We start from the raw sequence: 12033 nt of genomic DNA, 5'->3' as shown, positions 1-12033 counted from the left end.
GGGCCGAGAAGTCCGAGCTCGGCGCGCAGAAGGCGTGGAACCGGCTGATCAGCAGCGAGCGGGCTCCAGTGGAGCGGGGCTGTCCGCAGGCAGGCCGCGCGCGCTGCTGGTGCTGACGGACACCGAGGTGGCCCGGCGGCAAACGATCACCTTGATCCGACGGGCCTGGGAGCGCCCGGTCCGGCCATTGCCGATCACCCCGTTGGGGATGTCCATGCCGGCGCCGGTGCCTGCGATGACGGCCTTCCGGCTGGACTTCTCTTGTTTCACGCGTTTCTTGTCCTTGGTGTGTACCCGTCCTGGAAGGGCCCGGGTTTCCCTTCTGCCGTCGAATCTTAGGAATACGGACACGGCGCGTACTTGAACCTCCGCGACGTTCGTTCGGAACCTCAGCGCCATACGTGTGGCGAGACAGTCGGCGTCACACAGCACTGGGTCAGGCTGCTCGTACACGCCGACCGACTTCTTGCCCTGCCACAGGTGGCCGCCCTTTCCCACCGACGGCCGCGTGAACCTGGGTCGGCAGCAAGGACGTTAGGCGGCCGCAGTTCCGGCCACGGCGGGCCCGTGGCATCGGGGATGGGTGCGGATCCTCACGTCCGTCCACCGGGAGATCGACCTCTGGCAGCAGGTCGACGAGAACCTCGGCCCGGAAGCCACCCTCCGCCTGCTCTCCTGCACGGCTCCCACACCGAGTCGATCGGCGAGTGGTGGGGCTCCGGCTGGTACGAGACGATGGTCCGCCGCGCGGTTGTCCGCGCGGCGGACGACGGAAGCCTCCCAGCGATCATTCCCAGAACTTCCCGGCCCACCCCACGCCAGGAGCGCCCGGGCAAAGATCCGGACCAGCTCCGGACCAGCCCAGACCAAGGGGGCGCATCAACTGGCGTTTCCGCTGGTCAGCATGGGTGTGCCTCCCGTACCACCAGCAGACGAAGAATCTGCTGGCGGTCTCCGGAGCGCCCAGACAAGGGAAACCCGCAGGTCACCATTGCATCCGACGGGCGTGGTGGTCGCGTGTGGTCGCAGGCTGAAGGTGCCAGACCCTTCCCCTCCTCCTGGAGGCGAATTGCCATGCGCACCACCGCCGACCGCGGCCGCATCTACCGCCGCTGCGGCTGCAGAGACGCCTTCCGACGCCAGATCGGCACGCACTGCCACCGCCTGCGCACCGACAGCGACCACGGAACCTGGAGCTTCGCCATCGATGTCCCCACCCCCAGCCCGTCGCCGGACAACCGTGCGCCGGGGCGGCTTCGCCAGCCAGGATGCGGCCGAACAGGCCCTGCGCCGATTCCTTGAGGGAGAGGCTGGCGGGTTCGACGCGGACCCGAACCAGACGGTCGCCACCTACCTGAAACGCCTGGCTGACCGCGAAAGCCCTCGCGCTGAAGCCGACGACGATGGCCCGGTACCGCGACTACGTACGCAACGACCTCATCCCCGCATTCGGCACCCTCAAGCTCGACCAGCTCGCCCACCGGCACATCTCTGCCTTCGTCACCAGCGAGCTCGCCGCAGGCCGCGGCAAAACCACTCTCTACCGCTGCCTGGCCACCCTCTCCAGTGCTCTCGGTGACGCGGTTCGCCAGCATCGCCTCGCCCACAACCCCGCCAGTCCCCCGGCACTTCACCGGCCACCGTCCCCGGAGCGCCAGATCTGGACCGCGGCCGAGGCCGTCCGCTTCCTCCAGCACTGCCACCAGGCCGACACGGAGATGGCCGACCTGTTCGAGTTCTCGTCATCACCAGCCCGAAGACCCGTACCAGCAAGAACTGGGTCGCCATCTCACCCCGCGTCGCCACCGCCCTCCAACACCGGGCCCGATCAAGGGCCCACGCCCACAGCGACCCGTAGTCCGGACTCGTCTTCTGCAGACCCGACGGCCAGCCGCTGCGGCCCCACACCGTCCTCGACCGGCTCCGGCAGCTGTCCCAAGAAGCCGGCGTGCCACGGGTGACGGTTCACGACCTGCGGCACCTGGCCGCCACGATCACCATCACCGCCGGCGTCCCGCTCACCGTGGTCTCGAAGACCCTGCGGCACTCCACCCTGTCGACCACCGCCAACATCTACAGCCACCTCACCCAACAAGCCGCCCGCGAAGCCGTCGACACCATCGACCACACGCTGACCAAAGCCGAGAAGACCAGGACGTGGACAGGCCGCGCGGCGTGGCTGCGACCACCACGCGACCACATCCGGCACCTCCGCGAAGCCCTCAACCGGCTCCGCTCCCCCGCCCCGACCGCGTTCAGCACCATGGCGAACCAGCCCCGAAGCGGGCGTGCGACCACACTGCGACCACCAGCATTCCGGGCACGGAAAAGGCCGTCCTCTCATTTGTGAGAGAACGGCCTCCGACCTGCGAAAAGCAGAGTCGGGACGACAGGATTTGAACCTGCGACCCCTTGACCCCCAGTCAAGTGCGCTACCAAGCTGCGCCACGTCCCGTTGTACCGTGCGCCCCCTGCGACCTGGGGTTTCCCCTCGCGCCGGGCACATGCAGAACATTACCGCACGTTGAGGGGTGCGTGTGCACGGGTGAGCGGGGCGGGGGAGGATGGCCGGGTGGATGGTCGGGAGCGGGATCGGGACGGGGCGGGGCGGGCGCGGAGTGCGCGGCCGCGGGACGGGCTCGGGCGGCCGTTGCCGTACGGGGCCGACGGGGTGGCGCGGCAGCCCGAGGGGGTCGTGCGGTCGCCCGGGGAGACGGTGGCGGAGGCGCAGCGGCTGCTGGACGCCGGGATGCCGTTCCACGCCCACGAGGTGTTCGAGGACGCCTGGAAGTCCGGGCCGGAGGCCGATGCCGGCCTGTGGCGGGGGCTCGCGCAGCTCGCCGTGGGGCTGACGCACGCCGCGCGGGGGAACTCCGTCGGCGGGGCGCGGTTGCTGCGGCGCGGGGCCGGGGCCCTGGCCGGGCACGGGAACGCGTACGGGATCGAGGTGGCCGGGCTGGTCGGGTGGGCCCGGGAGCTGGCCGGACGGGTGGAGGCCGGGGAGCGGATCGACGCGGCGGCCGAGGCTCCCCGGCTGGCCGGTCCGGTCTAGCCGGCGGCCGGCTGGAGGAGGTCCCAGCGGTTTCCGTAGAGGTCCTCGAAGACGGCGACGGAGCCGTACGGCTCGTGGCGGGGCTCCTCCAGGAAGCGGACGCCCTCCGCGGTCATGCGGGCGTGGTCGGCCGCGAAGTCGGCGGTGTAGAGGAAGAAGCCGACCCGGCCGCCGGTCTGGTCGCCGACGCGGGAGCGCTGGGCGTCGTCCTTGGCTCGGGCCAGGAGCAGGGCGGACTCCCGGGCGCCGGGCGGGCGGACGACGACCCAGCGGGAGCCGTCGGGGCGGGGGGTGTCCTCGGCGAGTTCGAAGCCGAGGGCGCGGGTGTAGAAGTCGATGGCCTCGTCGTAGTCACGGACCACGAGGGCGGTGAGGGCGATGTGGGATGGCATGCCCTCATTGTGCGGGTGTGTCGAGGAGGACCACGTCCAGGGTGCGGGGGCCGTGGACGCCCTCGACGCGGTCGAGTTCGATGTCGCTGGTGGCCGAGGGGCCGGAGATCCACGTCAGCGGGCGGGTCGGGTCGAGGCGTTCGAGGGCCTGCGGGACGGACTCCACGACCTGGTCGGGGACGCGGACCACGCAGATGTGGTGGTCCGGGATCAGGGTGATGCGGCGCCGGCCCTGGTCGGGGCCGCCGTCGAGGACGATCGTGCCGGTCTCGGCGATGGCCAGGGCGCAGCCGGTGACCGCGCTGTCGACCCCGTCGAGCTCGTGGGGGGTGGATTCCGGCCGGTCGGGGATGCGGGTCGCGGTGGTGGACGCCAGCCAGTGCGGGGGCAGGGCGGGCGGGACGAGGACCGTGCGGGAGGCGGAGAGGAGCCGCGCCAGGAGCGGCGGGAGGCCGGCCTCGTCCGTGCGGTGGACCTTCGCCCGGTACTCGGCGAGGTGGCCGGCGAGGAGGTCGGCCGTCTCGGCGGGGGTGCGGGTGCCGTGGACGCGGAGGTAGTCGCGGGGGACGGCGGCCAGGGCGTCCGAGGCGGGCGCGGGCGGGGCGGGCGTCGTCGGGGTGGTGGCACGGCGGATGCGGGACAGGATGCGGTCCTTGGTGCTCATGCTCGGGTCCCCCTTTCTCTGAGCCACCAGTCGCGGAAGGACTCCGCGGGGATGTCGGGCAGTTCGCGGCTGTCGGTCCAGGCCCGTCCCGGGCCCGGGAGGCGGCGCGGGCGCAGGCGGCGGGCGCGGGCCAGCAGGCGTTCGCCGGCGCGCAGCGCACCCGGATGGTCCAGGAGCAGCCGGGCGGCGCGCAGGGCGGCCCGCTCGGCGGTGTGGCCGTGCGCGGGGCGCAGGCGTACGCGGACCCCGGCGCGGGTCACGGGTCCGCCCTGGGCCACGCGTTCGCGCAGGTGGACCAGGACCTCGGGGATGTCGATGGCGACGGGGCAGACCTCGTAGCAGGCCCCGCACAGGGTGGAGGCGTAGGGCAGGCTGGCGTCGATCGCGCTTTCGGTGCCGCGCAGTTGGGGGCTGAGGACGGCGCCGATGGGGCCGGGGTAGACGGAGCCGTAGGCGTGGCCGCCGGCGCGTTCGTAGACGGGGCAGACGTTCAGGCAGGCGGAGCAGCGGATGCAGCGCAGGGCCTGGCGGCCGGTCTCGTCGGCGAGGGTGTCGGTGCGGCCGTTGTCGAGGAGGACGAGGTGGAAGGCGGAGGGGCCGTCGCCGTCGACGGTGCCGGTCCACATGGTGGTGTACGGGTTCATCCGCTCGGCCGTGGAGGAGCGCGGCAGGGTCTGGAGGAAGATCTCCAGGTCGCGGAAGGTGGGCACGACCTTCTCGATGCCGACGACCGAGATCAGGGTGTCGGGGAGGGTCAGGCACATCCGGCCGTTGCCCTCCGATTCGAGGACGACCATCGTGCCGGTCTCGGCGACCATGAAGTTGGCGCCGGAAATGGCGACTTCGGCGCGCAGGAACTTCTCGCGCAGGTGCAGGCGGGCGGCTTCGGCGAGTTCGCGCGGGTCGTCGCCGAGGTCCTCGGGGGCCGGGCGGCCCCAGGCGCCCATCTCGGAGCGGAAGACGTCGCGGATCTCGTCGCGGTTGCGGTGGATGGCGGGGACGAGGATGTGCGAGGGGCGGTCGTGGCCGAGCTGGACGATGAGCTCGGCGAGGTCGGTCTCGTACGCGGCGATCCCGGCGGCCTCCAGGGCCTCGTTGAGGCCGATCTCCTGCGTGGCCATCGATTTGACCTTGACGACCTCGCGTGCGCCGGTGGCCTGGACCAGGGCGGTGACGATGCTGTTGGCCTCGTCGGCGTCGGCCGCCCAGTGCACGGTGCCGCCTGCCGCGGTGACGGCGGCCTCCAGCTGGAGGAGGTAGTGGTCGAGGTGGCGGAGGGTGTGGTCCTTGACGGCCCGGCCGGCCGCGCGCAGCCGGTCCCAGTCGGCGAGTTCGGTGACGGCACGGGCCCGTTTGTCGCGGATGGTGTGGGTGGCGCGGCGGAGGTTGGCGCGCAGGACCTCGTCCCGTACGGCCTCCCGGGCCGCGTCGGGGAAGGCCGGGAAGGACGGGAACGGTGCGGAGGGAGGGAAGGCGGGCATGCCCAGGTGCGTGCGCGTCATCGCAGCGGGTCCTCCTCGGTCGATGCCAGGATCTCGGCGAGGTGCAGGGTGCGCAGCGGGGCGCCGGCGCGGCGGAGGGTGCCGTCGAGGTGGGCGAGGCAGGAGTTGTCGGCCCCGCACAGCACCTCGGCGCCCGTCGCCCGGGCGGCGGCGGCCTTGTCGGCGCCCATCGCGGCGGACACGTCCGGGTTCTTGAGGGCGAACGTGCCGCCGAAGCCGCAGCACTCCTCGGCGCCGGGCAGCTCGACGAGTTCGAGGCCCTTGACGGCGGCCAGCAGCCGCCTGGGGCGTTCGCCGAGCCCGAGGGTGCGCAGGCCGTGGCAGGAGGGGTGGTAGGTGACGGTGTGGGGGAAGTAGGCGCCCACGTCGGTCACGCCGAGCACGTCCACGAGGAACTCGGTGAGCTCGTACACGCGCGGTACGAGGTCTTCCGCGAGCCTCTCCAGTGCGCTCCCCCGCCCTTCGTGGGAGGCCTGGCGGGCGATGCGCGGGTAGTGCGCGCGGATCATCGCGGCGCAGGAGCCGGAGGGGGTGACCACGTGGTCGTAGCCGGCGAAGGCCCCGGCGGTGCGGCGCAGCAGCGGTTCGGCCTCGCGGCGGTAGCCGGTGTTGTACTGCGGCTGGCCGCAGCAGCTCTGGGCCGCGGGGAAGTCCACGTCGACGCCGAGGCGCTCCAGGATCCGGACGACGGCGATGCCCGTACGCGGGTAGAGGGCGTCGTTGACGCAGGTGACGAACAGGGCGACGCGCATGGTGGGCACAATAGCCCGGTGAAGAAGTTCTCAGTGATCGGTATAGGCGCGGGCGACCCGGACCACCTGACCCTCCAGGCGGTCAAGGCGATCGGTGCGGCGGACGCATTCCTCATCCTGGAGAAGGGGGAGGAGAAGGCGGACCTGACGGGGTTGCGGCGCACGATGCTGGAGGCGCACGCCCGCCCCGGCCACCGCCTGGTGGAGGGCCGGGACCCGGACCGGGACCGGACCCCGGCCGACTACGCGCCGACCGTGGACGGCTGGCGCAGCGCCCGGGCCGAGATCTTCGAGCGGTTCATCGCCGAGGACCTGGCGGAGGGTGAGACGGGCGCGTTCCTGGTGTGGGGCGACCCCTCCCTGTACGACTCCACGCTCGCGATCCTCGACGAGGTGCTGGAGCGCGGCCGGGTGGCGTTCGAGCACGAGGTGGTGCCCGGCATCAGCAGCGTGTCGGCGCTGCTGGCGCGGCACCGCACCAACCTGAACCGGGTCGGGCGCCCGGTCCAGATCACCACCGGGCGCCGGCTCGCGGAGGGCTGGCCGCAGGACGTGGACGACGTGGTGGTGATGTTGGACGCGCGGCACGCGTTCACCGCCCACCTGGACCAGGACCTGTTCATCTACTGGGGCGCGTACGTGGGCACCCCGGACGAGATCCTGGTGTCGGGGAAGCTGGCGGAGGTGTCGGACCGCATCGAGGAGCTGCGGACCGAGGCCCGGGCCCGCAAGGGCTGGATCATGGACACCTATCTGCTGCGGCGGGCCTGAGGCCGCGGGCGGCTCACCGCAGGAAGGCGGGCAGGGCGGCGGCGAGGCGCTCGTACTCCTCGGGCCGGTTGTAGACCTGCCCGCAGACGCGCAGCCCGCCGCCGCCCTGCCGGGGCCAGACCAGGACCCGGATACGGGCCTTCGCCGCGAGTTCCTCGCGCAGTGCCGTGGCCGCCTCCCGGGTCTCGGCGACGCCGGGCGGCAGCAGCAGGGAGCGCAGGGCCAGGCCGGGGGTGTGCGGCAGCAGGGTCAGGCCGGGGATCCGGGCGAGCAGTTCGGCCCCGTAGCCGGCCAGCGCGCTGTTGTGGGCCCGGACCCGGTCGGCGCCGAGCCGCTCCAGGAGGTCGAGGCCCTCGGGGGCGGCGAGCCAGCCGGTGTAGTCGAAGGTGGCGCGGTACTCGACGGAGCGCGGGAAGCCCTGGTGGTCCTCCCAGGACGGGCTGAGGGAGCGGACCCGGGCGCGGTGCGCGGGGGCCACGGCGAGCAGGGCGCTGCCGGAGGGGGCGTACCCCCATTTGTGCAGGTTCCCGAACCAGAAGTCGGCGCCGGCGGCGATCGGCTCGGCCAGCATGCCGGGGGTGTGGGCGCCGTCGACGACGGTGGTGATCCCGCGCGCGGCGAGGTCGGCCAGCAGCCGGGGGCCGGCGATGAGGCGGGCGGTGGGCGAGCTGACGTGGTCGAGCAGGGCCACCTTGGTGCGGGGGGTGACCCCGGCCAGCACGGCCTCCCGTACGGCGTCCTCGTCGGGCAGGCGGGGGTCCAGGGCCACGGTGGTGACCTTCGCCCGGCGGGCGGCGGCGTCCACGACGGTGCCGTAGCCGTGGTCGGTGACGAGGACCTCGTCGCCTTCGGCGAGGGGGATGGCGTCGAGGGCGAGGTTGGCGCCCTCGGTGGCGTTGGAGATGAAGGAGAGGCCGTCCGGGTCGGCTCCCAGGCGCGCCGCGATCCGGGCCCGGGCGGCGGCGAGCCGGTCGGAGACCCCGTTGAAGAAGGTGTCGGGGTCGGCGTGCGCCTGGGTGCGGAAGGTCTCCTGGGCCTCCTGGACGGGCAGCGGGACCGCCCCGTACGAGCCGTGGTTGAGGTGCGAGACGGCCGGGTCCAGCCGGAAGAGGTCGGGGCCGCCGGGGAAGGCGGAGGGGGCGGTCGGTTCGGTCACGGATGCCTCCGGGTCGGGGACGGGCGGGCGGGGCGGGCCTCGTGGGCCCGGCTCCGGCAGGATGCGGCCGGCCGGGGCGGAGGGAAAGGGCCGCCTGGGCGGGATTGGCCTGCCCGGAGGCCGGCCGCGCCCGGTTTCGGCAGGTGTGCCCCGCCCGGACGCCGTCCCTACCCCGCCCGGCCGCTCGTCGCCGCGTAGTACTGGAGGTCCTGGACCGGCACCTTCCGGTCCACCGGGTACGGCAGTTCCACCTCCGCCGTGGCCTTGCCGTCGCGCACCAGCCGGGCCGAGCTGGTGCCCGGCTGCAGCGGGAGCAGTTCGGAGTGGACGCCGGCCGGGGCCCCGTACTCCCCCGTGGTCCGGCCGACGGCGGTGCGGACGGTCCCGGGCCGGGTCAGGAAGCTGAGCACCTCCACCGTGTCCCGGGCGGCGGCGCTGCCCTTGCGCAGGGACATCACCAGGGACTGGGCGCCCGTCGGGCCGGCGTCGGCGAACTGGGTGCGGCCGGTGAGGTAGAGGGTGTCGCGGACGACGTCCGGCCAGCGGCCGGTCTTGAAGCGGGTCAGGTAGTAGGAGGTGAGGTCCAGGTAGGCGTACCCGTTGTGCAGGGACGGTGCGAACTGGCTGCCCTCGGAGTAGTCGTTCCAGGTGGTCAGCTGGACCCAGTCGGCGCCGTCGTCGATGGCGTGGGTCCAAGTGGAGCGCAGGGTCGCGGTGTTGCCGGCCTCGTCGTAGATCCCCTGGTTGGGACGGGCGTCCTGGACGGACACCGGCTGCATCCAGATCCTGCCCACGGCGTGGGCCCGCCGGACGTCGGCGGTGGCGCCGTCCTGGCCGGCGTAGCTGCGGCTGCCCCACTCGGAGAACCCGTAACTGATCGGCGCGAAGGCCTCGCTGTGGGCGTCGAGGTCGAGGAAGAGCGGGACGAAGGCCGTCCGGATGCCGTGCCGGGTCCGGAGGGTGTCGATGACCCTGGTCCACCAGGCGGGGTCCTTCTGCTCCGCCTTGAACGGCGACAGGACGAGGCGGCCGTCGCCGAGCCGGTGGGCGGCGGGGGACGCGGCGAGGGTGGCGACGGCTCCGGCGAGCACCGCGGGGTCGTCGGTGTCCAGCGCGGTCATGTCCGGCATCAGCATGATCTTGAAGGCGGGGTCCACGGAGTGGGCCGCGCTCATCAGCCGTCCGGCCCGTTCCCAGTTCTTCCCGGAGAGGGAGAGCAGGTCGAGGCTGAAGCCGTCGATGCCCGCGCCGCGCGCGGTGCGCACCTCCTGCCGGAGGTTGGCGTCCTCCCAGTCGCCGTCCTTCGGCGGGACGGGCAGGGGGCGGTCGCGCAGCAGGCCGCCGTAGCGCTGGTGCTTGCCGCTCTCGCCGCCGGGGTCGAGGTAGTTGCGGGTGTAGTAGTCGGCGTCGGCGCTCGCGTTGTCCAGGGAGAGCGGGTACGGGGTGAAGTAGTGCGCGAACACCAGCTTCCGGCCGGCGTCGCCGGAGCGCAGCACGGCCGGGTCGGGCAGGTCGAAGGGGAGGGCTCCGGCGGGGCGCGCGCCCCCGGTGTCGGCCTGTCCGCGGGGGGCGGGGGGCGCGGCGTCCCCGCCCCGGTCCTGGCCCTGCCTGGCGGACGGTGTGGCGGCGGGGGCGGCGGCCGGGCCGGTGGGCCGGGGCGCGGCGGTCCCGGGGGCGGCCGCCGGGGTGGCGTCGGCGCCGGCCGCGAAGGGGTCCCAGGCGATGCCGGAGGCGGCGCAGACGCCGACGAGGAGGAAGACGGAGAGCAGCAGCGTCAGTAACACCCGGGTCCCGCGCAGGCGCGGGCGGCGCCGGTGCGAGGAGGGTCTGTGCGCGCGCCCGTCGGTCCGCCGGTCCGCTGTCATCGTCGAGCCCCTCCCTGGAACGTGCCCCGCCGGGGCCCGCACAGCAGTAGAGCCGATGTCCGCGGTGCGGACAACCGTTCCCCCGGGAGCCGGGCCGCGGCACGTACGTCACGGGGACCACAGGAACTACGAAGACCGCTTTGCCGGGGCTAATTTGGCGTGCATGCCGATGACCGTGGTGCGGCGCAGTCGGGGGTTGTTCCCGAGGCTGCGCAAACGCATGCGCAACTCCTTCCTGTTCGTGCCGTTCGCGGGCCTGCTGATCGGCTGGGTGCTGGCCACGGTCGTGGTGCAGGCCGATGCCTTCATCCACGACCTCGACGCCCGCTGGTCCGGCACGGACCTCTCCGACCTGTGGTTCCTGCGCACCGCCGCGGACTTCGGGTCGGCGGCCAAAACGGCGGTGGCCGCGGTCAGCTCGGCGATGCTGACGTTCATCGGCGTGGTCTTCTCGATCACCCTGGTCGCGCTCCAGATGGCGGCGGGCCAGTTCTCGCCGCGGGTGCTGCGCATCTACGTGGAGAGCCGGGTCACGAAGCTGACCCTGGGCACCTTCCTCTGCACGTTCCTCTACACCCTGCGCGTGCAGAAGGAGTACTCCTCGTCGAGCGACGACGGCGACGCCGTCGTGCCCTACCTGGGTGCTTCGCTCGCGATGGGCTTCCTGCTGCTGAGCCTCGTGCTGTTCGTCGTCTACGTGCACTCCACCATCCGGCTGATGAGGGTCACGTACGTCATGGACCGGGTGTGCCAGGAGAGCCTGCGGCTGATCCGGGACAGCGCCGGGCCCGCCCGCGAGGGCGACGGGGGGCCCGCGGGGCAGCACGCGGACGCGGGCGGCGGCACGCCGGTCGCGCACGTCTGGCGGCCGGGCGTGCTCCAGGCCGTGGACGTGCCGCGGCTGGTGGCGCTCGCCGGGCGGGACGGGCTCGTGCTGTACCTCGTCCCCCGCATCGGGGACTACCTCGTGCCGCACACCCCGCTGTTCCGGGTCGCGGGCGGGCCGCCGCCGTCCGACGCGGACCTCCAGGCGGCCCTGGAGCGGCTGGCCCCGCCGGACCGGCGCGAGCCCGTGCGCCGCCACCGGGACCTCCTCGAAGAGGCCGTCCACACCACGTCGGCGAGCCCGCAGCGCGCGGCGTTCGCCCTCCAGCCCGACCGGCAGGGCATCGGCTGAACCGCACGGCCACGGAATACGACATTCCCCTGGTCATGCGTGCCAATTGGCGCATAATCGTCGACACGCGGCCCGAAATTCGACCCACCCGCCGCACCGGTCACGCATGCAATGGGGGGCATCGTGATGATGGGGGACTCCAGACCCGCACGATCGGACGGGGCGGCCGGGACACTGCCGGCCACCTCCACCGAGCTGTCGGTGCTGCTGACCGCCGTACGGCGGGGCCGGGTGCTGACGGTCACGGGCCGCTTCCGCGAACCCCGGAGCCTGCTGGTCCGGGACATCGCGCGGCGGATCTCGTCGAACTTCTGCGACGGCGCGGCGGTGGTCACCCCCACGGGGGACGGCGGGGTGCGCGACCTCGTGGCCTCGCTGGGCTGCCTGCCCGGTATGCCCTTCCTGCCCTGCGGGACGGCGAACGCCGCGTCCTGGCTCGCCGAACGGGACATGCTGCTGGTCCTGGACGACAGCGACCGGCTCTCCCCCGAGGCACTGGCCTGGCTGCGGCGGCTGCTCGCGGTGGCACCCGGCCTGCGCCTCCTGGCGGCGGGCCGGTACCCGCTGGCGGTGGGCGAGGGACGCGTCCACCGCCTCTGATCCGGGACCGGGTACGGGTCCGCCCCGGCCGGCGGGGGGCCGGCCCGGGCGGTCCCGTACCACCGGGCGTCCGGGGCGGCAGGCCAACATCAGGCGAGCCCA

The 12033-nt window shown here is 73.3% G+C and carries 13 protein-coding genes and 1 tRNA gene; 6 read left to right on the top strand and 8 right to left on the bottom strand.

Annotation, left to right across the window (positions count from 1 at the left end; translation table 11 throughout):
* Positions 1 to 48 precede the first annotated feature (48 nt).
* On the bottom strand, positions 49 to 498 hold the full coding sequence (locus tag AB0F18_RS11220) for a hypothetical protein (RefSeq protein ID WP_362057640.1): 450 nt from the start codon (positions 496 to 498) through the stop codon (positions 49 to 51).
* Positions 499 to 1403: 905 nt separating this feature from the next.
* Between AB0F18_RS11220 and AB0F18_RS11215 the strand changes: the two genes are divergently transcribed.
* Positions 1404 to 1961: a hypothetical protein gene (locus tag AB0F18_RS11215; RefSeq protein ID WP_362057637.1), complete on the top strand. Its 558-nt coding sequence runs from the start codon at positions 1404 to 1406 to the stop codon at positions 1959 to 1961.
* Positions 1895 to 2350 (top strand): tyrosine-type recombinase/integrase, encoded by a 456-nt coding sequence (locus AB0F18_RS11210; RefSeq protein WP_362057794.1) that lies wholly within the window; start codon positions 1895 to 1897, stop codon positions 2348 to 2350. The genes AB0F18_RS11215 and AB0F18_RS11210 overlap by 67 nt, the downstream gene beginning before the upstream one ends.
* A gap of 31 nt (positions 2351 to 2381) precedes the next feature.
* On the opposite strand, the gene AB0F18_RS11205 is transcribed toward AB0F18_RS11210, so the two are convergent.
* A tRNA-Pro gene (locus AB0F18_RS11205) sits at positions 2382 to 2455 on the bottom strand.
* 117 nt (positions 2456 to 2572) lie between these two features.
* On the opposite strand from AB0F18_RS11205, the gene AB0F18_RS11200 reads away from it, so the two are divergent.
* The gene (locus AB0F18_RS11200; protein ID WP_362057634.1) at positions 2573 to 3052 is read left to right on the top strand and encodes a DUF309 domain-containing protein; all 480 of its coding nucleotides are present in this window, start codon (positions 2573 to 2575) and stop codon (positions 3050 to 3052) included.
* Here AB0F18_RS11200 and AB0F18_RS11195 read toward each other — a convergent pair.
* From AB0F18_RS11195 to AB0F18_RS11180, 4 genes are read right to left on the bottom strand one after another with little or no spacing between them, the layout of a single operon-like run.
* Positions 3049 to 3444 carry a VOC family protein gene (locus AB0F18_RS11195; protein WP_362057631.1) on the bottom strand — a complete coding sequence of 132 codons (396 nt, stop codon included), beginning with the start codon at positions 3442 to 3444 and terminating at the stop codon, positions 3049 to 3051. The two genes, AB0F18_RS11200 and AB0F18_RS11195, sit on opposite strands and share 4 nt — an antisense overlap.
* Before the next feature lie 4 nt (positions 3445 to 3448).
* Entirely contained in the window at positions 3449 to 4108 is a 660-nt protein-coding gene (locus AB0F18_RS11190; RefSeq protein WP_362057628.1) for an LUD domain-containing protein, read from the bottom strand.
* Positions 4105 to 5610, bottom strand: a complete 1506-nt coding sequence (locus AB0F18_RS11185) for a lactate utilization protein B (RefSeq protein WP_362057625.1) — start codon at positions 5608 to 5610, stop codon at positions 4105 to 4107. Before AB0F18_RS11185 ends, AB0F18_RS11190 begins: the two co-directional genes overlap by 4 nt.
* A complete protein-coding gene (locus AB0F18_RS11180; protein WP_362057622.1) occupies positions 5607 to 6362 on the bottom strand; it encodes a (Fe-S)-binding protein in 756 nt (251 codons plus the stop codon). The genes AB0F18_RS11185 and AB0F18_RS11180 overlap by 4 nt, the downstream gene beginning before the upstream one ends.
* A gap of 18 nt (positions 6363 to 6380) precedes the next feature.
* Between AB0F18_RS11180 and cobF the strand changes: the two genes are divergently transcribed.
* Positions 6381 to 7133 carry a precorrin-6A synthase (deacetylating) gene (gene cobF / locus AB0F18_RS11175; protein ID WP_362057619.1) on the top strand — a complete coding sequence of 251 codons (753 nt, stop codon included), beginning with the start codon at positions 6381 to 6383 and terminating at the stop codon, positions 7131 to 7133.
* 13 nt (positions 7134 to 7146) lie between these two features.
* Here cobF and AB0F18_RS11170 read toward each other — a convergent pair whose 3' ends face one another.
* On the bottom strand, positions 7147 to 8289 hold the full coding sequence (locus AB0F18_RS11170; protein WP_362057616.1) for an aminotransferase class V-fold PLP-dependent enzyme: 1143 nt from the start codon (positions 8287 to 8289) through the stop codon (positions 7147 to 7149).
* A gap of 167 nt (positions 8290 to 8456) precedes the next feature.
* Positions 8457 to 10154, bottom strand: coding sequence for a glycoside hydrolase family 71 protein (locus AB0F18_RS11165; protein WP_362057613.1), 1698 nt, complete (start codon positions 10152 to 10154; stop codon positions 8457 to 8459).
* A gap of 163 nt (positions 10155 to 10317) precedes the next feature.
* On the opposite strand from AB0F18_RS11165, the gene AB0F18_RS11160 reads away from it, so the two are divergent.
* Positions 10318 to 11331, top strand: a complete 1014-nt coding sequence (locus AB0F18_RS11160; protein WP_362057610.1) for a DUF2254 family protein — start codon at positions 10318 to 10320, stop codon at positions 11329 to 11331.
* A gap of 129 nt (positions 11332 to 11460) precedes the next feature.
* Positions 11461 to 11931: a hypothetical protein gene (locus AB0F18_RS11155; RefSeq protein WP_362057607.1), complete on the top strand. Its 471-nt coding sequence runs from the start codon at positions 11461 to 11463 to the stop codon at positions 11929 to 11931.
* Positions 11932 to 12033: the final 102 nt, after the last annotated feature.

The organism is Streptomyces sp. NPDC029216, assembly GCF_040648015.1.
Classification (GTDB): Bacteria; Actinomycetota; Actinomycetes; order Streptomycetales; family Streptomycetaceae; genus Streptomyces.
The sequence above is the reverse complement of the archived record's forward strand: the minus strand, read 5'-3'. Positions and strand labels throughout refer to the sequence as shown.